The following is a 21,967-nucleotide window of genomic DNA, read 5'->3' on the forward strand; positions in this document are numbered from 1 at the left end:
CAGCGGTGTCAGTCGTGGCTGGGGACCGCGCAGCCGTCCGGACCGCACGCTTCCGCGTCGCCCACGATCTGCAAGGCGGGCTCGCGGTCGGCCCAGGCTCGCTCCAGCGCCTGCGTGAAGAGCGCCGGGGGCTGCGCGCCGGACACGCCGTACTTGTTGTCGAATACGAAGAACGGCACCCCGTTCGCGCCGAGTCGCGCCGCCTCCCGTTCGTCGGCGCGCACCGCGTCGGCGTACGCGGTGGGATCGGCCAGCACCCTGCGGACTTCGGCTTCCTCGAAACCCGTCGCGACGGCGATCTCGACCAACCGCTCGGCATCGCCGAAAAGAGACGCCTCCTCGGCGAAATTCGCGCGGTAGAGCGCGTCGAGGAGTTCGTCTTGGCGGCCCTTCGCCAGCGCGAAATGCAGGAGGCGGTGCATGTCGAATGAGTTGCCGTAGTCACGTCCCTCGGTCAGGTACGGCAGGCCGAGTTCCCCCGCCTGCGCGCCGATACCGCGCTCGTTGGCGGCCGCCTGCGCCTCGCTGATGCCGTACTTGCGGGCGATCTTCGCGATGACGGGACCGGTCTCGTCCGCGGGCAGCGACGGATCCAGCTCGAACGAGCGGTGCACCACCTCGACCTCCGCACGCTGCGGAAACTTTGCCAACGCCTGCTCGAACCTGGCCTTGCCCAGGTAGCAGAACGGGCAGTTGATATCGGTCCAGATCTCGACCCGCACGGTCGTCCTCGCTTTCGTCTTCGCCCCGGTCGGTGGGAACACCACGGCAGCCGCGGGTGTTCCCCCGCGGCCGAGTGCCGATGGTCACGGCACGGGCCTACCGTCGCTTCACCGAGATCGAGCGCCCGGCGAACCTCGGAGGCCGGTGCAGCACCGGCGTATCTACCGACGGCCAGGCGTCGGCGTAGAACACCCCACGACGAAGCAACCCACCGGCCAGTCCGCGAACGGCGGCGGCAACGGCTTGCCGAGGCAGGTGATCGGATCGCAGCCCGGATAGGCGTATGGCCCGAGTCCGAGCGCGGCGAGGGTGGCGTCGGGGTTGGTCATCATCGGGTCGGTGATGCTGACGTCGGGCAGCGGGACGAACGGGCCCGGGTCCGGCAGCGCCGGTTCGCGGAACGCGCCGACGAGGGAGCGCAGCACCTGATACGCGAAGCCGACATCACCGGGAACGATGAACCCGGTCCAGCTGACCAGCAGGTTCAGGCTCGGGACGATGTAATTGTCCTGGCGCATCATGCCGCTCATCTTCACCGCGTCGGCGGGCAGACCGGGGAATTCCGGACCGCAGCCGGGACCGTTGACCACGAACAGGAAGCCGTAGCACTCGTACCCGGATGAGGATTCGGCAGCCTGAGTCAGGTACTCCGCGGAAATGACCTGCGCCCCTTCCCAGTTCCCACGATTGGCGACCAGCAGACCGAGCTTCGCGAAATCGTCCGGTGCCATCACCAGATGCGCGTAGCCATAGGTGTTTCCGCTCCGATCCCGCCCCCAGTGATAGTTGCTGGCCCGGATACCCAACGGATCGAACAGCTTTCGCTGCGCATACGCCTGAAAGTCTTCGCCGACCGCCTGCTGCACCACGTAGGCGATGAGATCCACGGCCCGCTGGCTGTACCGAAACGTCGTGCCCTGCGGATCCTCGATCGGCATCGCCAATGCCTGGGCGACCACGTTGGGATCGAGCTGCCCCAGCCCGGTCACGCCTTCCGACACCACCGCGACCTCGATACCCGAGGACTCGGTGAGCAGATTGCGCACGCGAATGGCCCGGTGCTCCGCGTCGCCGAGGCCGGGTGGCAGATGGGCGCCGATCGGATCGTCGAGCCCGAGCAGCCCTTCGTCGACGGCGATACCGGCGACCAGCGAGACCACGCTCTTCGTCGCGCTCCACAGGTTCCACGGCAATCCGCCGGTCCGCTCGTTCTGCGGCCCGGCGGCGATCAGGCAGTTATTGCGAAACACCTTGAAGTTGAGCCGGGTCGGGGAAGAAGCCGCCGCGATCGCGGCGCGCAGCACCGCCGAGTCCAACCCGACCTCCTCGGGTGTCGCCGTCGGAAACTGCCGCCCCTGCCGCAGCTCGCAATGCTTCAACCCAGCGGGTTCTGCCGCCGCCGGGCCACCGAAACCACCGGCTACCGCCCACAAACAAAATGCGATACCCAGTGCCACAACACTTTTCAGGGAATTCCGCATGGCCCGCCTTCCGTCTTCGGTATTCGGTTGTGACATCGGCGGGCACCGAACCCTGTTACGAGAAAACACCCCTGCTCAGCGCCCCGAATTCCGTTGGCGTGAGTTCCATGGGCAGCCTGCGCGGACCCCCGAGGCAGGATCGAACACCGGCCATCGGAATCCCCCACTCGCGGTGCCCCCAGTCGGACTCGAACCGACACTGAATGGATTTTAAGTCCACTGCCTCTGCCAATTGGGCTATAGGGGCCGTTCGGTCAGCCTACCGACTCGTACGGCTGTACCGGAATTGTGGCGCGGCTGGTCTCGGGTTGTGGGATGGGCGGGTTGTCAGGATACGCCGTGCCCCGCAGGCGGGCAGGGCACGGCGAGTCGCGGGTTACTCGGCGAGCGCCTTGCCGAGCTGCGAGTTCCTGCGGCTGTAGGCGAAGTAGATCACCAGGCCGATAACCATCCAGACGAGGAATCGCAACCAGGTCTCGACCGAGAGGTTGAGCATCAACCACAGGCAGGACAGGACGCCGAGGATCGGAATGAACGGGACAAGCGGAACGCGGAAGCCGCGCGGCAGGTCGGGCCGGGTGCGCCGCAGCACGAGCACGCCGAGCGAGACCAGCACGAAGGCGAACAGCGTGCCGATGTTGACCATTTCCTCCAGCGTGCCGAAGTCCACGAAACCGGCGAGCAGCGCGCAGCCGACGCCGACGATGGCGGTGAGGCGGACGGGCGTGCCTTTGGCGCCGGTGTGCGCGAGACGCCGGGGCAGCAGCCCGTCGCGGGCCATGGCGAACAGCACCCGGGTCTGCCCCAGGTACATCACCATCACCACGGTGGTGAGGCCTGCGAGCGCGCCGATGGAGATGATGTTCTTCGCCCAGTCCGCGCCGTGCAGCGCGAAAGCCGTTGCGAGCGTGGCGTCGTTGCCGGACAGCTCGGTGTAGGAGACCATGCCGGTGAGAACGAGGGAGACGGCGACGTAGAGCACCGTGACGATCAGCAGCGAGCCGAGGATGCCGCGCGGCACGTTGCGCTGCGGGTCCTTGGTCTCCTCCGCGGTAGTGGCGACGACGTCGAATCCGATGAACGCGAAGAACACCAGGCTGGCCGCGGCGAGCAGGCCGTACCAGCCGAAGTTGCTGTTGCCCGCGCCGGTGAGGAAGGAGAACAGCGACTGGTGGATGCCGTGGCCGCCCTCGCCCGCCTCGGAGGGCGGGATGTAGGGCGAGAGGTTCGACTTGTCGAAGTAGGTCGCGCCGACGACGAGCACCACGGCGATCACGCCGAGCTTGATCGCGACCGCTATCGCCGAGACGCGGGACGAGAGCTTGGTGCCGACGGCGAGCAGCACGCCGAGCACCGCGATGAGCGTCACCGCGCCCCAGTCGAAGGTGACCGGCCCGAGGTCGACGACCGCGGCCCCGGTGCCCATCACCTGCCCGAGGTACTGCGACCAGCCCTTGGCCACCACGGACACCGCGAGCGCGAATTCGAGGATCAGGTCCCAGCCGATGATCCACGCGGCCAGTTCACCGAAGGTGGCGTAGGAGTAGGTGTAGGCGCTGCCCGCCACCGGCACGGTGGAGGCGAACTCCGCGTAGCACAGCGCGGTCAGTCCGCAGGCGATGGCGGCGAATACGAAGGCCAGCGAAACCGACGGTCCGGCAACGTTTCCCGCGGTGCGTGCGGTGAGGGTGAAGATACCGGCGCCGACGACGACCGCGACGCCGAAGACGGTGAGATCCCAGGCGGTCAGGTCTTTGCGTAGTTTCGAGTCTGGCTCGTCGGTATCGCGAATCGATTGCTCGACGGATTTGGTTCGGAACAAGCCATTTCGCCGAGAGGAGCTCGAAATCGCCACGTGTTCTCCTTCGAGATGATCAGGCGGGACGCCGGGATTGCCGGGCGCCGCCGGTTTGCTAGTGGACGCCGGCCATGTAGCGACTGATCCACGGTCCCAGTGCCACGACGATCAGTCCCACCACGATCGCCACGGCACCGGTGATGCCAAAGTAGGCGACTTCGTGTTCAGGGGCGTAAAAACGAGCGAGAACGCCCGACATCGACGTACCGATACCGACGGAGAAGAAGTACAACGCCATCATTTGCGCCCGGAACGCTTCCGGGGCGAGCTGGGTGGTCACCGCGAGCCCGATCGGAGAGAGCAGCAGTTCCGAGATCGCGAACCCGGCCATGATCACCAGCACCAGCAGCGCGGGCACGGACTTGTCGTCGAATCCGGCGAGCGGCACGAACAGCAGGAACGCCGCGCCCATGCCGATGACGCCGAGCGCGAACTTATGCGGCGTGCTCGGCGCGCGATTGCCGAGCTTGGTCCACAGCAGCGCGAACAGCGGCGAGAGCGTGATGATCCAGACGGGCTCCACCGAGCCGATCCAGCTGGCGGGGGCGGTCCAGCCGAAGATGGTCCAGTCCATTCGCTCGTCGGAGTAGACGGCCAGGACGGTGAAGATCTGCTGGAACAGCGACCAGAACACCGCGTTGGCGAGGAACAGCGGGATGAACGCCCGCACCCTGCTTCGCTCGACCGGTTCTACCTTGGCGCTGGTGAGCATGACCGCGAAATACCCGAGCGAGGCCACCGCAATCACGATCGTCGTCGCCTCTGGCAGGTTGTCCAGCGTGACCAACCGGGCGGCGAAGGCCACCGCGACCGCGGCCGCCGCACCGAGCATCACCCCGATCATCGGACCGACCGCACTGCGCGGCAACGGGTTCGGCGCCTCGCGACCAGCGGTGCCGAGGTTGCGCCGGAAGATCACGTACTGGGAGAGGCCGAGCGCCATGCCGATGGCGGCCGCGCCGAAGCCGTAGTGGAAGCCGAGGTGGGTCTGGAGCAGGCCGGTGAGCAGCGGGCCCGTGAACGCGCCGATGTTGATGCCCAGGTAGAACAGCGTGAAGCCGCCGTCGATGCGCGGGTCGTCCTTCGGGTAGAGCGTGCCGAGCAACGAGGAGGCGTTCGCCTTCAGCGCGCCGCTGCCCAGCGCCACCAGGACCAGGCCGACCGCGACGCCCGCCAGTCCCGGCAGCACTGCGAGGGCGATGTGCCCGGCCATGACCACCACGCCGCCGTAGAAGACGGTGCGCTCCATCCCGAGCAGCCGGTCGGCGATCCACCCGCCCAGCACGGTGGACAGGTACACCAGGCCGCCGTAGGCGCCGACGATGCCGACCGCGGTGCTCTGCGGTAGGCCGAGACCGCCGTCGGCCACCGAGTAGTACAGGTAGTACCCGAGGATCGTGAGCATGCCGTAGAAGGAGAACCGCTCCCACAGCTCCACGCCGAACAGGTTGGCCAATCCGATCGGATGACCGAACAGGGTCCGAGCCGGGGTCGGCCGCTCGGATTCCACTACTTGGGACATGCCCAGCACCTTGTCACAAACCGCAACTGTGCAGCAACTCACCGATGCCTCGCCCCAGGGGCGGCGTTTACGCACGGCAAGGATAGCGCCAGCACATTGCAGGGCGGCCGGAGTGGTTCGCGCATACCCTGGAGAGACGGACGAGCGAGAACCCAGCAACGTGACAATCGGCGCCGGAAGGAAGCGAGAAGCACATGTTGGATGCCGAAGTGACCGTGCCGGTCGACCCCGAGCAGGCATTCGCGGTCCTCGCCGACGGCTGGTTGTACTCCAGCTGGGTGGTCGGGGCCTCGCACATCCGGCAGGTCGATCCCGGCTGGCCCGACGTGGGGACGCGAATCCACCACAGCGTCGGCCTATGGCCGTTGAACGCGCGCGACGTGACCACCGTCCGCGATGTCGATCCGCCGCGGATGATCGAGCTGGAGGCCCGGCTGTGGCCGTTCGGCTCGGCCCGAATCATGCTGGAGCTCACCGAGATTCATCCACACACCACGCACATCCGGATGACCGAGCACGCGATGAGGGGGCCGGCGACGCTGCTGCCGAGCCAGTTGCAGCGGGTCTCGCTCAAGCCGCGCAACCAAGAGTCGCTGTCCCGGTTGGCCGCCCTCATCGTGGGCCGCGCCGACGAGAGCTACCGCGCCAAGGGTCCGATGTAAGGCAGCACAACGGCGCAGTCGGCCGGCCTGGCGTTGGCCGGGTCGAGTGCGTTCAGCACTTCGCGCACGGTCACCGGGTCGGCCGTCAGTTCGTAGTGCTCGGTGTAGTCCGTCGGGCACAGATCCTGCAGGACGATATTGCGCACGTTGGGGCCGTCGAGCAGGCCCGTGATGTAGGGCGTGGCGATCTGGTCGTATCTGCTCACGATGGTCGTGAAGTGGATATCCGGCGCGATGGCGGGGTCCGGGTTGACGAGGCCGAGCATCGGCGATCCGGGCGACACCTGGCAAGGGCCGCACCGATCGGCGACCGCATCGCGCACCCCGAGCGCGTCGAGCACCGAGGAGAACAGCGCGTCGGTGCCGCTGAGCGTCGATCCGTGCAGCGGTGCGGCCAGCGCGATGTAGTCGTCGACGTTCGGCACGCCGCCGAGGTGGTTGAGGTAGTAGAACGGGATCGCGCCGCCCATCGAATGGCCGACGAGATCGACCTTCGAGACGCCGGTCGCGGCGCGTACCCGGTCGATGAAGTCCGCGATCTGCCGCGCACTCTCCGGCACGGGCGAGATCGCGCCGATCGGGCCGAGCGGGCCGGTGCCGTAGGTGGTGGAGAACACGCAGTAGCCCGCGGCGACGAGCACGGGTGAGAGGGTGTTCCAGGTGATGGTGTCGTTGCTCAGGCCGTGCAGCAGCACCACTGGGTTCGGGTGCGCCTCCGCCGGACGGCAGGACCAGTCGTTGGCGCCAGGCGGCGGCTGGCTCGGACCGGTGAGCTGGGCGGCGAGCCCGGACAGATAGCTGTAGGTCGGCGACTCCTCGGCCGCGGCCGAACCGGCGGGCCAGCAGGCCGCCATGGCCACGGAGGCCGCAAGTGCCGCGATCCACCGTCGCGATATTCGCATGCTCGATCTCCTCGTGCGGTACCGTCGATCCGTCGTGACCGACCGGTCGGTCACACCGTAGCGGGTCGGTAGGATCTGCGAAAGAGGCAACAGGAAGGAACCCCCATGCCACGTCCGGCCGAGCCAGGTCGCACCGCACTGCTGACCGCGGGCGCGCGCGTCGCCGAGGACAAGGGACTGCGCGGGCTGTCGATCAACGCGGTGGTCGAACTCGCCGGAATGGCGAAAGGCACCTTCTACCACCATTTTTCGGATCGGCGCAGTTACGTCGTCGCGCTGCACCGCCGCTACCACGACGAATTGACGCAGACCGTCGCCGCCGCGATCGCCGACCTGCCGCCCGGACCGGAGCGGCTGCGCGTGGGCGTTGCCGCCTATCTGGACGCGTGCCTGGCCACCCGGGGCACGAAAGCCTTTCTCGCCCAGTCCCGCACCGACACCGACCTGCTCGACGAGGTGCATGCCCGCAACCAGCTCGCCGCGGCGGCGCTCGAGCCCGACCTCGCCGCCATCGGCTGGCCGGACCCCGCGGCGGTCGCCCACCTGCTGGTCGCGATGGTCGCCGAGATCGCCCTCACCGAGTTGTACGGCGAAGGACCGCGCGCCGACCTGCGCGCGGCCGCACTGCTGTTGAGCGAGTCACCGCCCACCTGATCGAGCGCCTCACTCCGTTCGCCGATACCGTTGCGGACGAACGTCTTTCCCGCCGTACGCGGGAAAGACTCAGGCGATGGACAGCGCGATGCCGTCCAGGATGTCGTGCTCGCTGACGATCAGCTGGGTGATGTTCGCGCGACGGGAGAGTTCGTAGGCGAGCACCTCGGTGATGACGGCGCCGCCGCCGATCACATCGACCCGGCCGGGGTGCATCGGGCCGAGCGCGGCGCGCTCCTCGTGGTTCATGCCGATCAACCGGTCGCAGACCTCGCGCACCTGGTCCAGCGTGAGCGCGGTCAAATGCACTCGGTCCGAGTCGTATTCGGGCAGATCGAGGGCGACCGCGGCCAGCGTGGTCATGGTGCCGGCGACGCCGACCCAGGTGTGCGCGTTCTCGACGGGCACCTCGGCGAACGCCTCGGCGAGCCGCTCGGTAGCGAATTCGCGGGCCGCGGTGACCTGGTCGGCGGTGGGCGGGTCGCCGGGCAGGCAACGCTCGGTGATCCGCACGCAGCCGATATCGGCGGAGAACGCGGCGCGCACGCCGTCGCTGTCACCGAAGACCAGCTCGGTGGAGCCGCCGCCGAGATCGACGACGACGAACGGACCTGCCGCGCTGGACAATTCGCCGATCGCGCCGGTGAACGAGAGGCGCGCCTCCTCGTCGCCGCTGATCACCTCGGCCTCCGCGCCCGGCACCACGGTGCCGAGTTCGGCGCGCGCCATGGCGAAGAAGTCCTCGCGGTTGGACGCGTCGCGGGTCGCCGAGGTGGCGACCATCCGCACCCGGGAGACCCCGGCCTCGCGCATGAGCCCGGTGTACTCGGCGAGCGCGACCCTGGTGCGCTCGATCGCCTCGGGCGCCAGCGAGCCCGTGGCGTCGACGCCCTGACCGAGCCGCACGATCCGCATCTCACGATGCACGTCGGCCAGACGGCCGTCCTCGAGCACGTCGGCGACCAATAGCCGGATGGAGTTCGTTCCGCAGTCGACGGCGGCGACCCGGTCACTCATGCTCTGCTCCGTCCTTCGGCGGGTACTTCGGCCAGTCGGCCGGGATTGCGGTGCCGCGCAGCCCGTGCTCGGCGGCCAGCGCCACCGACTCGTCGCCGAACGGGTTGACGCCCGGCCCCTTGGCCAGGCTGTGCGCGATGAGGACGTGCAGGCACTTCACCCGCTCGGGCATGCCGCCACCGGTGAAATCGGTGCCGAGCGATTCGATCGCGTTCCGCTCGGCCAGGTAGCTCTCGTGCGCGGCGCGGTAGGCGGCGGCCAGTTCCGGATCGGCGGCGAGGCGCTCGGTCATCTCGCGCATCACGCCCGCGGACTCCTGCCTGCTCGCCTCGGCGGTGAGCCGGGGGTCGGTCAGGTAATAGAGGGTCGGGAAGGGAGTGCCGTCGGGCAGCCGCGGCGCGGTCTTGACCACCGCGGGCACCCCATCCGGGGTGCGGTAGGCGACGGCGAGCACGCCGCGCGGCGCACGGCCGAGCTGTTCGGCGATGATCTCGAGATCGCGGTCTGTCGGTGCGGTCACCTGGGTCCTTCCGGGTGCGAAACGGCGGGCGGCAGGCCCGCGGCCGGCGGCTCGAGGCCGGACGTCGGCTGTGGTTCGGAGAGGGTGCGCCACAAATCCGTGTACCACGGGTCGGGCGCTTTGGATCGCGGCGGAGCGGCGGGGCGCGGCGGGGCTTCGATGCCGGGCACCTGCACGATGTAGGGCGTCTCCCCCGGCATGACCAACCGCAACCGATCCCTGGCTTCCGACCGGATGTAGGCCGGATCCTGTTGCTGCGCACGGCGATCCCGCAACCGGGCCACATCGGCCTCCAGCTGCCTGCGCTCCTGCGCCAGCTGCGCGGCCTCGGCGCGCTGACTGAAGTAGGTGCGCATCGGCACGGACAGCGTCAGCGCCAACGCGCACACCACACCGGCCAGGATCACGGCCTTGCCGGTGGACAAGCCGAGAATGGTGCGCTCGTGCTTGTCGACGCCACCCGCGCGCGGGGCTATCTTGCGCGGTCGGGCCTTCTCAGCGGTCTCGCTACGTCGGCGCGTGCGTTTGGCCGCGGCGGGACGGGCAGCGGTCTCGGTGTCCGCGCCCGCTCTCGGGCGTGATCGAGCGGCGCGCGACGTGCGGCGGTCCCCGCGTCCGCCAGGACTGGTCCCGCGCGCACGTCGCTCCGTCATCTCGTCCCCTGTATCGATCTGCGATGCTCCCGGGGCCCTGCGTGGTTACGCAAGGCTGCCGCCTCCGGGCCCATCGCTCGCACCGCGGCTATCAGCTCTCGAACGCGAAGCGCGGGAACGCCACGTCACCCGCGTAGCGGGCGGAGTCGCCCAGCGCGTCCTCGATGCGCAGCAGCTGGTTGTACTTGGCGACCCGCTCGCTGCGGGCGGGGGCGCCGGTCTTGATCTGGCCGCTGCCGACCGCGACTGCGAGGTCGGCGATGGTGGTGTCCTCTGTCTCGCCGGACCGGTGCGACATCATCGTCTTGTAGCCGTTGCGGTGCGCCAGCTCGACCGCGTCCAGGGTCTCGGTCAGCGTGCCGATCTGGTTGACCTTCACCAGCAGCGCGTTGGCCGCGCCCTTGGCGATGCCCTCTTCCAGACGCTCCGGGTTGGTAACGAACAGGTCGTCGCCGACCAGCTGGATCTTGTCGCCGATCTGATCGGTCAGCGCGACCCAGCCGTCCCAGTCGTCCTCCGACAGCGGGTCCTCGATGGAGACCAGCGGGTAGGCGGTGAGCAGCTCGGCGTAGAACTGCGCCATCTCGGCGGCCGTGCGCTGGGCGCCCTCGAACTTGTAACCGGTGCCCGCCGTGTAGAACTCGGTGGCCGCCACGTCCAGCGCCAGCGCGACGTCGGTGCCGAGCTTCAGGCCGGTCTTGCCGATCGCGACGCTGATCAGGTCGAGCGCCTCGCGGGTGCCTGCCACGTCGGGGGCGAAGCCGCCCTCGTCACCGAGACCGGTGGAAAGGCCCTTGGACTTCAGCACCGACTTCAGCGCGTGGTAGACCTCCGCGCCCCAGCGCAGCGACTCCTTGAAGGTCGGAGCGCCGATCGGGGCGACCATGAACTCCTGGACGTCGACGCCGGTGTCGGCGTGCGCGCCACCGTTGAGGATGTTCATCATCGGCACGGGAAGCACGTGCGCGTTGGGGCCGCCCAGGTAGCGGAACAGCTCCAGGCCCGAGGACTCGGCGGCGGCGCGAGCCACCGCGAGCGAGACGCCGAGCAGCGCGTTCGCGCCGAGGCGGGACTTGTCCGGGGTGCCGTCCAGATCCAGCAGCGTCTGGTCGACCGTGCGCTGCTCGACCGCGTCGAGGCCGATGACGGCGGGCGCGATCTCGTCGAGGACGCCCTCGACGGCCTTCTGCACGCCCTTGCCCAGGTAGCGGTCGCCGCCGTCGCGCAGCTCGACGGCTTCGTGCTCACCGGTGGAGGCGCCGGAGGGCACCGCGGCGCGGGTCAGCGTGCCGTCGTCGAGGGCGATCTCGACCTCGACAGTGGGGTTTCCGCGCGAATCCAGGATCTCGCGGGCTCCGACCTGTTCGATGATGGCCACGAAAACGACACTCCTTCGGCTGCTGGCACGGTAGGTCTCACGGATGGGCCCGTGCGCTGCCGAGCCTAGCGCCCTCACCGCATCCGAGGTAACCGGCACTCCGAGCGACGGCTCGCGCGGCGCTCATACGCGGCGGCCGACGCTGTAGGCGGCGGCGCGGTCGCGGACGGTGAGCAGGTAGCGGGTGGACTGGTTGTAGGTCATCAGCGCCTGTTGCCAGCCGCGTTCGGAGGTGAGGTCCCCGCCGCTCGCGCACAGGTAGCGCGCGGCGGTCAGTGCTGCGTCGTCGATGTTCTGCGGGTCGATCACACCGTCGCCGTTGGCGTCGACGCCCCAGCGCTGCCAGGTTTCCGGAATGAACTGCAAGGGGCCGACGGCACGGTCGTAGACCGGGTCGCCGTCGAGTCTGCCGCCGTCGGTGTCGCGGATCAGCGCGACGCCGGGCGATCCGTCCAGCGGGATGCCGATGATCGGCGGGACGACGGTGCCGTGGTCGTCGACGCCGGAGCCGCGATGGGTGCCGTGCTTGCTCTCGACGCTGGCGATGCCGGCGAGCGTGGTCCAGGCGATGCCGCAACCTGGCCGGGAGCTGGCCATCACCGCGGCGGCGTAGCCGTACGCCTCCAGGGCGACCGGCGGTATGCCGAGCGCACCGGCCTGGTCTCCGGCCCAGCCGCGCAGTTGCAGCGCGGTGCGGCCCGGTCCGTCGACATCGATCAGCGGCAGCGGGGTGCCGGGGCCGGGCGGGATTCCTTCCGGAATGGGCGGCAGATCTTGGCCGATGCCGCAACCGGCGAACGCCAGGACCACCAAGGCGACGGCCAGGATGCCGGTCTTCTTCGGGAGCACCCTTCCATCATCCAGATCCGGCGGAGTCCTCCCTGGCGGTTACGCTCCACCGCGTGTCGGACGTCGCTGTCGTTCAGACCAGCAGATCGTGGGTGGCCTGTTCGACGGGGTTCGCGAGAACCTCGGCGGTGCGGCCTGATTCGACGATCCGGCCGTGATCCAGCACGACGAGCTCGGCGCAGTGCCCGGCGACCAGGGTCATGTCGTGCGTGATCACCAGCAGGGCGGTGCCGCGTTCGGCGCGAATCCGATCCAGCAAGCCCATGATCGAGGCCGCCGTCGCGTGATCGAGCGCCGAGGTGATCTCGTCGCAGATCAGTACCGATGGCTCGGCGGCAAGAGCGCGGGCCAGCGCCACTCGCTGGCGTTGACCGCCGGACAGTTCGTGCGGGTACCTGGCCGCCAGCGCCGGGTGCAGTTCCACGGCGTCGAGCAGCTCGGTGATCCGTTGCGGTGCTGCGTTTTTCGGAACCCCACCGATACGGCGCAGTGGTCTGCCGAGGGTTTGAGCGACGGTGCGGCGCGGGTTGAGCGCCGACATCGGGTTCTGCGGAACCAGCTGAATCCCGTCGCCGCGCCCGATCCGGCGTCTTCCGCCGAGTTCGATAGATCTATCCGCCAGCGTCAGCGCGCCCCCATCGGCCGCGCGGAGACCGGCGATCACCCTGGCGAGGGTGGTCTTGCCCGCCCCGGAAGCGCCGACCACGGCGAGCGCGGAGCCCGCGGTGAGCGCGAGGTCGATGTCGGCGAGGACGCGGCGCTTTCCGATGGATGCGTTGATGCCGCTGGCGCGGAACACGATCGGGGGCCGGGAGTGCTCGACGGCGGAGTGGGACGACCCGCCATCGACGTCGCCGCGGTCGGCGGCTTCGGGCGAAGGACCGGTTGCCGGGCGAAAACCGTTGCTCTCGTGCGTGGCTGGAGATGGCAGCGTGAGGCCCGGTGCTGCCGCATGCGTGCCGACCTCGATCACTTGGTCGGCGATGGTGTGGATGGCGGCGGTGTCGTGGCCGGAAAGGAGGATGGTTGTGCCGTGTTTCGCGAGACCGACCAGGAGGGAGGCGATTTCGGAGCGAAGCGCGCCATGCAGACCGGCCAGCGGTTCGTCGAGCACCAGGACGTCGGTGCGGCGGACCAGGGCTCTGGCCAGCGCGACCCGGCGTTGCTGTCCGCCCGACAGTTCGCCGGGGCGGCGGCGCAGGTGCTCGGCGGAGAGGCCCACCGCCCGCACGGCTTCGAGAAGCGCGGGCTCGGAGCGATCGCGCGCGACTTCGGCGAGCAGCGTGCGCACCCGCATGAGCGGATTCAGCGCGGAGCCGGGATCCTGTCCGACGTAGGTGATCTCGGTACGCCTGAAACGCCGGAGCGTGGCCGAATCCAGCGCGAACACCTCGTGCCCCGCCACCTCGACCGTGCCAGCGGCACGCGGCGCGCCGGACGGCAGCTGTCCGAGCAGCGCCCGCATCACCGTCGTCTTGCCTGAACCCGATGGGCCGGTGAGCGCCGTGATCGTGCCGGGCGACATCCGAAACGAGAGGGGCCCGACCAGCTCATGTCCGCTCAATCCTCGAACAGACAGTCCGTCCACGACCACGATCGGGTCCGGCTCGTCGCCAGTACTGGAATCGTGCATCGGTCTCGCACGGTTGCTCGCGACCGCGCTGTCGGGGCCAACGGGCGGTTCGATATCCGACAAGCCGTCCGCGGAACCCGCCACACCGAAGCCGTCGGGATGGGCCGCGTCCGTCGCTGCCTCAGCGCCCGCACTCACATTCGATGCCGGGTGCGCGCCGTTGGCTCCGCCGCCGAGCGCCACAGGCAGCCGAGCCGTTCTCGCGGCCGACGAATTCGGCTCAGCGCCAGCGTCGTTCGGCGTCGAATTCTGTGCGGGTCCGGGGCGGTCCTCGGGATCTGCGCTCTGGCGAACGCTCACCGCGTCCACCGACCCCCGCGTGCCCCGGCCGAATTCGGTGACCGCCAGGTTGACGCTGACGGCCACGATGGCGATGGCGATGCTCGGGGCGAGCACGGACCACGGGTTGAGCAGGATGCCGGAGGCGTTGTCGCGGACCATCACCGCCCAATTGCCGGTGCCGAGCGTGGTCGGGAGGTGCAGGAAGGAGGCGGTGCTGACGAGGTAGACCGCCTCGACGAAGCGCAGGCCGAGCTGGGCGGCGAATACCTCGCGCAGGTTCGGCACCACCTCGCGGAACACCAGGTGCGGGAGCGACTCCCCACTCGCGCGCGCGGCTTCGACATACCCGCTGGCCGCCACACCGGATGCGGCGGCGGCGAAAACCCTTGCGCAGTACGGCACTCCGAACATCATCGCCATCGCGATCAAGCCGTAGACACCCGCGTCCGGCCAGCTGGTGAGGACGAGCAGGATGCCGAGGACGACGGGGACCAGCATGGCGAAGTCGGTCGCGCTCTCGATCAGCGTGCCCACCCGTTGGCGCAGCGCGGCGACCGCGCCGAGCACGCACGCCACCACCGTCACCAGCACCGCGATCACGGCGGCGAGCAGGAGCAGGCCCCAGCCGCCGTACAGCAAGTGGCTCAGCACGTCTCGGCCCAGCCGATCGGCGCCGAGCCAGGCGTCGCTGCTCGGGTCAGCGAACGGTATGCCGACCGGGCGGTCCGCGGGCTGCGGCGCCAGGGTCGGCCCGAGCGCGGCGGCCACGATCACCACCAGCGCCGGAAGCAGGGCGAGCACTCGCAATCGGTTCATCGTGGCCGGTGATCTCATCGCCGCCCCCGCAACGACCAAGCCCGAATACCGTCGGCCACGGCGAGCATCAGCATGATGACCATTCCCGAGAGGGCGACCACCGCCGCCACCACCGACGTGTCGCGGTCGGCCACCGATCCGGCCAGCACCGCGCCCAGGCCCGGGTAGTTGAAGATGGTCTCGACCACCAGCGCGCCACCGAGCAGCAGTCCGACGGTGGTGGCGAAGCTGGCGACGATGGTGGGCGCGGCGAACGGCACCAGGTACCTGGCCAGCACGTGCGGCGTCGAAAGGCCGTCCAGTACAGCGGTTTCCACGTGCGGCGCGCGGGCCGCGTCGGCGAGCGCGGCCCGCACCACCCGGGTGTTCCAGCCGATCTGCGGAATGGCCAGCGCGAGAACGGGCAGCACGAGCATGTCCGCGCTCACCGGGAAGCCGGATCGGCCGGTGATGGCGACCGCAGGCAGCCAGCCGGTGGCCAGTGAGAACACCATGATCAGCAGCGTCGCCAGCACGAACTCGGGAACGGCCGCCGCGACCGTGGTTCCCGGCTGCAACACCCGCGCCGCCGCGCCACGGGAGCGCGTCGCCCACCAAGCGCCGAGCAGTACCGAGGCCAGCACCGCCACCGCGAGCGCGAGGCCGCCGAGCAGCAGCGTCGGCGGAAACTTGTCCGCGAGCAGTTCGTTGATCGACCTGCCGCGCGCGGTGCGGCCGAAATCGCCGGTCGCAACGCCCGAGATCCAATCGATGAACCGCACGGCGAGGGGCCGGTCGAGTCCGAGCTCGCGTTCCTTCGCCGCCACCTGTTCCGGCGTGGCCTCGCGGCCGAGCACCGCGCGGGCGGTGTTGCCCGGCAACAGATCCACGGCCACGAAGACCGCCGCCAGCAACGCGATCAGCAAGGCGACGCGCCGGAGCAGGAGTCGGGCGAAGGTCGTCACGCCAACCAGGCCCGCTCGAGCTGCACCCTTCCGAAACCGCCGAGGGCAGGCAGGTCGCGCACCGCCGTCGTGGCGATGTCGATGCCGTCGGCCATGCCCCACACCAGATAGCCGCCGCGCTCGTGCTCGATTGCTTGCACACGGCGGCTCGCCTTGTCGACCTCGGCGGGATCGGAGGCGGCCAGCGCCGCGGCCGTCGCGGCATCGAATTCCGCGTCGTGGAACGCGGTTTCGTTGCGGTTGGAGGCGCTCGCCATGAGTCTGCTCGCGTAGAACATCGTCGAATCGTTGGTCCCCCAGGAGACGGTGTAGAGCGGGGCCTGCAACCACGTCCGGTCGTAGAAGGCGTTCGATTCCTGCTCGACGACCTCCAGCCGGAGGCCGATGTCCGCGAGCTGGGTGGCGATCACCTTCGCCGACTCCACCTCGCCCGGCGCCTCCGGCTTGGTCACCAGCGGGTAGCTGCGCCCGGTGTCGAAATTGGCTTCGCGCAGCAGGGTTTTCGCGCGCTCGATGTCGCGGGTGCGCTGCGGAATGCTCGCGTCGTAGCGCGGATCGGCGGTGCCGAGGATGTCGTTGGCGATCGTGCCGTAGCCCGAATGCACCTGATCCACCAGCGCCTTACGGTCGACGCCGAGCCGCACAGCGGTGCGCACCCTGGGATCGGCGAACGGCCCGTCGGCGGTGCGCATCGCCACACCGAGCATCGTGTCGTTCGCGCGCCGCACCACTCGCAGATCGCCGCGCCCTTCCGCGGTGCGGCCCGCGATCGCGCCGACGTTGGACGCGAGATCGATCTGCCCGCTCAGCACCGCATTGCCCAGTGCCGTCACGCTTTCGAACATCGTGACCTCGATGGCGTCGAGCAACGGCAGCCGCGGATCCGCGCCCGCGCCGTACCAGTTGTCGTTGCGCACCAGCCTGGCGTTGCCGCCCTGATAGGACTCGAGCCGGAACGGTCCGGTGCCGATCGCCGAAGTGAAGTCCGTTGTGTCTTTCTTCACAGTGAAAGTCATCAGCCGAACCAGCAGCGGCAGTTGGGTATTCGCCTCCGGGACGGCGAGCACCACGCGGCTCGGACCGTCGGCGGTGATGTCCTCGGCCGCGGCGGGCATCTTCGACGCGCCGCCCACCGAGCGCAGCCTACGCAGCGACCACACCACGTCGTCGGAGGTCACCGGCGTGCCGTCGTGGAAGGTGGCTCCCTCGGCGATCGTGAACGTCCAGCGGCGCTGCGTCGCGTCGGATTCCCACGAACTCGCCAGGCGCGCAGCGGTATTCGGCGAGGAGCCGGGGACCGTGAGCGCATCGTAGACCAGCGACGCGACGAGGAAATCGCTCTCGTTGGTGAGGTTCGCGTGCGGGTCGCGCTCGATGCGCGCCGCAGTGCCGAGCGCGCCGACCCGCAGCGTGCCGCCGCGCCGCGCGGTGCCGCCGGGATCGGCGCCGTCGGTACACGCGGCGGCGACCAGAATCGCGCCGACTCCGACGCTCGAACGCAGAAGCTGCCGTCGGTTGAATCCCATCGGTGCCGCCTTCCCTCATCGTTCACTGCGGGCCCGAGACCCGACACTACAAGGCTAGGACAGGCTAGCCTAAATAGGTTGTCTACCTGTGCGAATCCGCCGAACGGCGAATCCGCGCGGCCCACCGGGAGTCGCCGCCGCCGAATACACACCGGCCGGTCCGAACGAGACTTAGTCTTTCGATGCGTCTCAGCTCTTTTTCGCGACTCGCTTAGGTAAGCCTTGCTTAACAGCTCCCGAGGCACTAGCTTCGCAATCGAATCCTCCCCACCCGCTTTTCGACCCGATGCGAAGAAGGGAATCCCCGGTGAAAAGCGTTCTCCCCGAACGTAAGACGCTTCACCCGCAGGATATCGAACGACGTGAGCTGCCCCCGGAAGCCGGGCGAGCGGTACGCGAGCTCGCCCGTGAGATATGTACCACGGTCCATCGCAGCCCCCGCGGCGCGGCGCCCGTGACGATGACGCTGACCGACCCCGCGCTCATCGCGTCGATCGAGGAACGCGTGGGCGAACTCCCCGAAGCGGTGCGGCTGGCCATGCGCCCGCCCGCGGGACCGACGGGCGCGACCATCGTGAGCAGGCTGCCGTTGAACGACGACGAGTTCGGGCCGACGCCGCCGAGCTGGCGCGAAGCCGCTCGATGGAGCGGTGATACGAAGCGCGGCAACTCTTTTCAGCTCGATGTCGTCATGCTGCTGCTGGCGCGCTGCGCGGGCGAGCCGTTCGGCTGGTACGGCCAGCAAGATGGACGCCTGGTCAACAACATCGTGCCGACGCCGGGCCACGAACACGAGCAGTCGGGAGCCAGCAGCAAGACGCTGCTCAGCCCGCACACCGAAGACGCCTTCCATCCCGACCGCGCGAATCTGCTGATGCTGGCGTGCCTGCGCAATCCGGATCTGGTCGGCACCACGGTGTCCTCGGTCCGCCAGGTCGAGCTGACCGATGACGAGTACCGGCTGCTGAGCACGCCGACACTGCCGATCCTGCCCGACGTCTCCTACGGCGACGGCCACGAACGCTTCACCCCGCCGCCGCTGCCGACGATCTGGTACGCCGACGAATCACACTCCGGCACAACGTATCCAACACTCCGCTACGACCCCGCCTATACGCCGCTCGATGCCGCCGACGCCGAGTTCCGGCACGCCTACGCCCGGCTCACCGCGGAACTGGAGCGGGTGTGCCACACCGCCGCGTTGTCGCCCGGCGAGTTGTTGCTGGTGGACAATGACGTCGCCGTGCACGGTCGGGTACCGTTCACCGCGCGTTACGACGGCACCGACCGCTGGCTCAAGCGGGTCAACATCCGCCTGCCCGAACGTCGGCGCCGAACCGCTGAGGCCGATGAGAATGGTTACGGGCAGCGAACAGTCGCCCCGTTCCGAATGGGAACTGGCCGAGCGGATGCAGAGCGGGACACAACACCAGATGAACGAGGAACCGTTGAACACTCGTGATCGGAGCACGCCGCTGCGCGTGCTGAGCCGTAGCGACCTCGCCGACGTCCCCATCACGCCGGGCGACGTGGTGCGTGCGGTCGAAGACGCGTATCTGGCATTCGCGGCGGGAGATTCGGACAACCCGCGCAAGCTGAGCGTCGCCAATCCGGACGGCTGGTCGGTGGCCTACGCCATGCTCGGCCGCGACGGCAGACGTCGCGTTGTCGCCATGAAGACCTCGTACAAGTTCGATCCGGGGCACGATCGCAGCACCAAGCGCTACTACACGACCATCACGCTCTACGACGACGCTACGGGCGCGCCCATCGCCATGATGGATTGCGCACGGGTCGGCGCGCTGCGCACGCCTGCGGTGTCCGCGCTGCTGGTGCGCGAGACGATGCGCCGTGGCGCGGAGAGCGTGCTGCTGATCGGCACCGGCACCCAGGGCCGCCACGCGCTGCCGCACCTGCTCGCCGCGAATCCGCAGTTGCGCAAGCTGATGGTGTACGGCACCCATCCGGACGGCCTCGCCGCGGTGCACCGGCACCTGGCCGAGCACCATCCGCAGGCGCTGCTGGAGACCGTCGCCGACCCGCGCGCCGCCGCGGCCGCCGCCGACGTGGTGCTGGCCACGGCCGGCCCGGGCACCGAAGTCGCCTTGGAGGCAGAGGATCTCGCGCCCGGCTCCACCGCGGTGCTGGTCGGCTACGGTCTCGCGCCGTCGACGCTGGTGCAGGCCGACCGTGTGGTGGCGACAAGCGCGGAACAGATGCAGCTCACCGGCACCGACATGGTCGGCCCGGACGGCACGCTGCGCACCGTCGACGCCGAACTGCCGCAGATCCTCAACCGCAGGGCCGTCGCGCGCCGCTCGGACGAGGAGAAGATCTTCGTCTACAACAGCGGCCTCGTGCTCACCGACGTCGCCGTCGCGCACGCGCTCGCCGAACGCGCCATCGCCGATGGCCGCGGCACGGAGGTGCCCCTGTGGGATTAGAGGCCGCCGTCGACCCGGAACCGGAGCTCGCAAATCCGGAAGCCATGGTGCTGTTCGACGTCGCCACGCCCCGGAAGACGAAAGCCGGTGCGCGCGCGAGCCGAACCGTGCGTGAACTCTCCGCGCCTCACCCCGCCGACACCCTCGCCGCTGCTCCGTCAGCGCACGAGAACGAGATATCGCCGCTCGATACCGGCGACGCGACGTTCGAGCTGGGCACATCGCCGGTCGATGCCGCCGTGCCACCGCTCGACGCGGAACCGGTGTCGTTCGGCGCGAATCCAGATGCCCGCCGGATGGATCGGACGCCGATCCTCTCCGAACTGCGAACGCCCGACGTGACGCTCGAACCCGACACGACGCCACCGGCTCCCGCCGCACCGGCGCAGCACGCGGAGGCAAATTCGCCCGAAGATGCCGGGACGCTGTCGACTTCCGCATCCGTCGAAACGCCGACAGCGGGCAGCCCATGGGTGCACCTCCACGACGAAACCGAGCCGGTGAGAACCGAAGACGACCAGGCCGTTCCACAGCATGTCGAACCGGCGGCATCCTCGGAGCCGTACACCGACGCCACCGATGGGTACATCCCAAACGGAAACGGCGTAGCCGACGGCCCTGAATCCGGCTGGGATGACATGGATTCCGATGACGTCCTCCTCGAACTCCTCGTGGAGGAAGTCGCCGAACTGCTCATCGAAGAAATCGTGGACGACTCTGTCGACCGGACCTTCGGCATAACCGCCTCCCCCATGCCCGCGCATACCGACGAGTGGGAGCGGCGGGTGCTGGCCGACCCCGATCTGCTCGCCGACATCGCGTTCGCGATCGGTGGCCCTTTCCACCTCATGTATCCCGCACGGGTGGCGCACAACATCCGTGAATTCCGCGAGGCGTTCGCGCGGGCGGGGGTCGATGGTGCCGTCTACTACGGCAAGAAGGCGAACAAGGCGGCGTGTGTGGCGCGGGCCTGCGCCGAGAACGGCGCGGGCATCGATGTCTCCAGCGTCGGTGAGCTGACGGCCGCGCTCGCCGCCGGTGTGCGCGGCGGCGAACTGATGGTCACCGGCCCGGCGAAATCCGACGATCTGCTGTGGCTCGCCGTGCGCCACGGTGCGCTGATCGCGGTGGACAGCCTGGACGAGCTCGACCGCCTCGGCGCGATCGCCTCCGCCGCCGTCCCGGCCAGGGTGCTGCTGCGGGTCCTGCCCGCGGGCTCGGCCAGCCGATTCGGGATGACCGGCGACGAGCTGGACCGGGCGCAGATGGTGATCGCCGCGTCCGGACCGCACGGCTTGGAGCCGGTTCAGCTGGAGGGCTTCAGTTTTCACCTCTCCGGCTACGAAGCGGTCGCCCGCGCCGAGCAGGCCGCCGACCTGATCGCCCGCTGCACGGCGGCGCGCGAGCTCGGGCATCCGGCCCGCACCATCTCGATCGGCGGCGGATTCGGCGTGGACTACGTGCCGGAGACGGCGTGGCGAGAGTTCACCGAGGGCGTCGACCGCTCCTGGTTCCACGCCGGGAAATCGTTCGGCTCCTACTATCCGTACCACTTCCCGGTACCGGGAGCAGCCATGCTGTCGCAGATCCTCGCCCACGGCGAACTGGCTGAGTGGTTGCGCGACAACGACATTCGCCTGGCCGTCGAACCAGGCCGCGCCCTGCTCGACCGCGCGGGCGGCACCGTCTTCCGCGTACAGGGCAGCAAGACCAGGCACGCGGACGGACAGCCGTACCAGCTGCTCACCGTCGACGGCACCAGCCTCAGCCTGTCCGAGCAGTGGTTCGACAGCGAGTACCTGCCCGACCCGGTGCTGTGGCCCGAGCGCGAATCGGCGCGGCATCCGGGCGAACCGATGCCGACCAGCGTCGGCGCGGCGAGCTGTTTGGAATCGGACATGCTCAGCTGGCGGCGCGTCCCGCTGCCGCGGCGGGCCGAGCGGGGCGATCTGCTCATCTACCCGAATACGGCCGGATACCAGATGGATTCGAACGAATCGGCCTTTCACGAATTGCCGATACCGCCGAAGGTCGTGCTCTTCGACGGTCACGGAGATCGACTGCGGTGGACGCTCGACGCCGGGTAATCAACCACGACGACCA

Annotated in this window: 18 protein-coding genes and 1 tRNA gene; 5 read left to right on the plus strand and 14 right to left on the minus strand. The window is 69.2% G+C overall.

Annotation, left to right across the window (positions count from 1 at the left end):
* Positions 1–8: 8 nt before the first annotated feature.
* From NX1_RS00285 to NX1_RS00305, 5 genes are all read right to left on the minus strand, one after another.
* The gene (locus NX1_RS00285; RefSeq protein WP_068052761.1) at positions 9–722 is read right to left on the minus strand and encodes a DsbA family oxidoreductase; all 714 of its coding nucleotides are present in this window, start codon (positions 720–722) and stop codon (positions 9–11) included.
* Positions 723–884: 162 nt separating this feature from the next.
* Positions 885–2,039: a serine hydrolase domain-containing protein gene (locus tag NX1_RS00290; protein WP_245668241.1), complete on the minus strand. Its 1,155-nt coding sequence runs from the start codon at positions 2,037–2,039 to the stop codon at positions 885–887.
* Between the two features lie 338 nt (positions 2,040–2,377).
* A tRNA-Leu gene (locus tag NX1_RS00295) sits at positions 2,378–2,451 on the minus strand.
* Between the two features lie 129 nt (positions 2,452–2,580).
* On the minus strand, positions 2,581–4,059 hold the full coding sequence (locus tag NX1_RS00300) for an amino acid permease (RefSeq protein WP_068051801.1): 1,479 nt from the start codon (positions 4,057–4,059) through the stop codon (positions 2,581–2,583).
* 58 nt (positions 4,060–4,117) lie between these two features.
* Positions 4,118–5,584: a peptide MFS transporter gene (locus tag NX1_RS00305; RefSeq protein WP_068052768.1), complete on the minus strand. Its 1,467-nt coding sequence runs from the start codon at positions 5,582–5,584 to the stop codon at positions 4,118–4,120.
* Positions 5,585–5,778: 194 nt separating this feature from the next.
* Here NX1_RS00305 and NX1_RS00310 point away from each other — a divergent pair, with 194 nt between their 5' ends.
* Positions 5,779–6,246 (plus strand): SRPBCC family protein, encoded by a 468-nt coding sequence (locus NX1_RS00310; protein WP_068051804.1) that lies wholly within the window; start codon positions 5,779–5,781, stop codon positions 6,244–6,246.
* Here the strand turns inward: NX1_RS00310 and NX1_RS00315 are convergent.
* Positions 6,222–7,148 carry an esterase/lipase family protein gene (locus NX1_RS00315; protein WP_068051807.1) on the minus strand — a complete coding sequence of 309 codons (927 nt, stop codon included), beginning with the start codon at positions 7,146–7,148 and terminating at the stop codon, positions 6,222–6,224. The two genes, NX1_RS00310 and NX1_RS00315, sit on opposite strands and share 25 nt — an antisense overlap.
* Before the next feature lie 105 nt (positions 7,149–7,253).
* Between NX1_RS00315 and NX1_RS00320 the strand changes: the two genes are divergently transcribed.
* Positions 7,254–7,802 (plus strand): TetR/AcrR family transcriptional regulator, encoded by a 549-nt coding sequence (locus NX1_RS00320; RefSeq protein ID WP_068051809.1) that lies wholly within the window; start codon positions 7,254–7,256, stop codon positions 7,800–7,802.
* 69 nt (positions 7,803–7,871) lie between these two features.
* On the opposite strand, the gene NX1_RS00325 is transcribed toward NX1_RS00320, so the two are convergent.
* The 8 genes from NX1_RS00325 to NX1_RS00365 form a co-directional block, all read right to left on the minus strand.
* Positions 7,872–8,819, minus strand: a complete 948-nt coding sequence (locus NX1_RS00325) for a Ppx/GppA phosphatase family protein (protein ID WP_068051812.1) — start codon at positions 8,817–8,819, stop codon at positions 7,872–7,874.
* On the minus strand, positions 8,812–9,339 hold the full coding sequence (locus NX1_RS00330) for a DUF501 domain-containing protein (RefSeq protein WP_068051815.1): 528 nt from the start codon (positions 9,337–9,339) through the stop codon (positions 8,812–8,814). The genes NX1_RS00325 and NX1_RS00330 overlap by 8 nt, the downstream gene beginning before the upstream one ends.
* Positions 9,336–9,764 (minus strand): FtsB family cell division protein, encoded by a 429-nt coding sequence (locus NX1_RS00335; RefSeq protein WP_245668243.1) that lies wholly within the window; start codon positions 9,762–9,764, stop codon positions 9,336–9,338. The genes NX1_RS00330 and NX1_RS00335 overlap by 4 nt, the downstream gene beginning before the upstream one ends.
* A 319-nt stretch (positions 9,765–10,083) precedes the next feature.
* Positions 10,084–11,370 carry a phosphopyruvate hydratase gene (gene eno / locus NX1_RS00340; RefSeq protein ID WP_068051820.1) on the minus strand — a complete coding sequence of 429 codons (1,287 nt, stop codon included), beginning with the start codon at positions 11,368–11,370 and terminating at the stop codon, positions 10,084–10,086.
* Positions 11,371–11,493: 123 nt separating this feature from the next.
* The gene (locus tag NX1_RS00345) at positions 11,494–12,219 is read right to left on the minus strand and encodes a lytic transglycosylase domain-containing protein (protein ID WP_068051823.1); all 726 of its coding nucleotides are present in this window, start codon (positions 12,217–12,219) and stop codon (positions 11,494–11,496) included.
* A 73-nt stretch (positions 12,220–12,292) separates the two neighbouring features.
* Positions 12,293–14,950 carry an ABC transporter ATP-binding protein/permease gene (locus NX1_RS37595; protein ID WP_245668244.1) on the minus strand — a complete coding sequence of 886 codons (2,658 nt, stop codon included), beginning with the start codon at positions 14,948–14,950 and terminating at the stop codon, positions 12,293–12,295.
* A gap of 14 nt (positions 14,951–14,964) precedes the next feature.
* A complete protein-coding gene (locus NX1_RS00360) occupies positions 14,965–15,894 on the minus strand; it encodes an ABC transporter permease (RefSeq protein WP_068051826.1) in 930 nt (309 codons plus the stop codon).
* A complete protein-coding gene (locus NX1_RS00365) occupies positions 15,891–17,420 on the minus strand; it encodes an ABC transporter substrate-binding protein (RefSeq protein WP_068051829.1) in 1,530 nt (509 codons plus the stop codon). Before NX1_RS00365 ends, NX1_RS00360 begins: the two co-directional genes overlap by 4 nt.
* 307 nt (positions 17,421–17,727) lie before the next feature.
* Between NX1_RS00365 and NX1_RS00370 the strand changes: the two genes are divergently transcribed.
* From NX1_RS00370 to NX1_RS00380, 3 genes are read left to right on the plus strand one after another with little or no spacing between them, the layout of a single operon-like run.
* Positions 17,728–18,882 carry a TauD/TfdA family dioxygenase gene (locus NX1_RS00370; protein ID WP_068051832.1) on the plus strand — a complete coding sequence of 385 codons (1,155 nt, stop codon included), beginning with the start codon at positions 17,728–17,730 and terminating at the stop codon, positions 18,880–18,882.
* Positions 18,854–19,864, plus strand: coding sequence for an ornithine cyclodeaminase family protein (locus tag NX1_RS00375; protein WP_174555439.1), 1,011 nt, complete (start codon positions 18,854–18,856; stop codon positions 19,862–19,864). Before NX1_RS00370 ends, NX1_RS00375 begins: the two co-directional genes overlap by 29 nt.
* The gene (locus NX1_RS00380) at positions 19,855–21,951 is read left to right on the plus strand and encodes a type III PLP-dependent enzyme domain-containing protein (RefSeq protein ID WP_245668245.1); all 2,097 of its coding nucleotides are present in this window, start codon (positions 19,855–19,857) and stop codon (positions 21,949–21,951) included. The genes NX1_RS00375 and NX1_RS00380 overlap by 10 nt, the downstream gene beginning before the upstream one ends.
* The last annotated feature ends 16 nt before the right edge of the window (positions 21,952–21,967 follow it).

This window comes from Nocardia xishanensis NBRC 101358 (genome assembly GCF_001613365.1).
Lineage (GTDB): Bacteria > Actinomycetota > Actinomycetes > Mycobacteriales > Mycobacteriaceae > Nocardia > Nocardia xishanensis.

Bases quoted from the DNA above. Each gene is read 5' to 3' on its own strand.
- NX1_RS00305 (WP_068052768.1), bottom strand. From the start codon at position 5,584: ATGTCCCAAGTAGTGGAATCCGAGCGGCCGACCCCGGCTCGGACCCTG.
- NX1_RS00310 (WP_068051804.1), top strand. From the start codon at position 5,779: ATGTTGGATGCCGAAGTGACCGTGCCGGTCGACCCCGAGCAGGCATTC.
- NX1_RS00315 (WP_068051807.1), bottom strand. From the start codon at position 7,148: ATGCGAATATCGCGACGGTGGATCGCGGCACTTGCGGCCTCCGTGGCC.
- NX1_RS00320 (WP_068051809.1), top strand. From the start codon at position 7,254: ATGCCACGTCCGGCCGAGCCAGGTCGCACCGCACTGCTGACCGCGGGC.
- NX1_RS00325 (WP_068051812.1), bottom strand. From the start codon at position 8,819: ATGAGTGACCGGGTCGCCGCCGTCGACTGCGGAACGAACTCCATCCGG.
- NX1_RS37595 (WP_245668244.1), bottom strand. From the start codon at position 14,950: ATGAACCGATTGCGAGTGCTCGCCCTGCTTCCGGCGCTGGTGGTGATC.
- NX1_RS00365 (WP_068051829.1), bottom strand. From the start codon at position 17,420: ATGGGATTCAACCGACGGCAGCTTCTGCGTTCGAGCGTCGGAGTCGGC.
- NX1_RS00375 (WP_174555439.1), top strand. From the start codon at position 18,854: ATGAACGAGGAACCGTTGAACACTCGTGATCGGAGCACGCCGCTGCGC.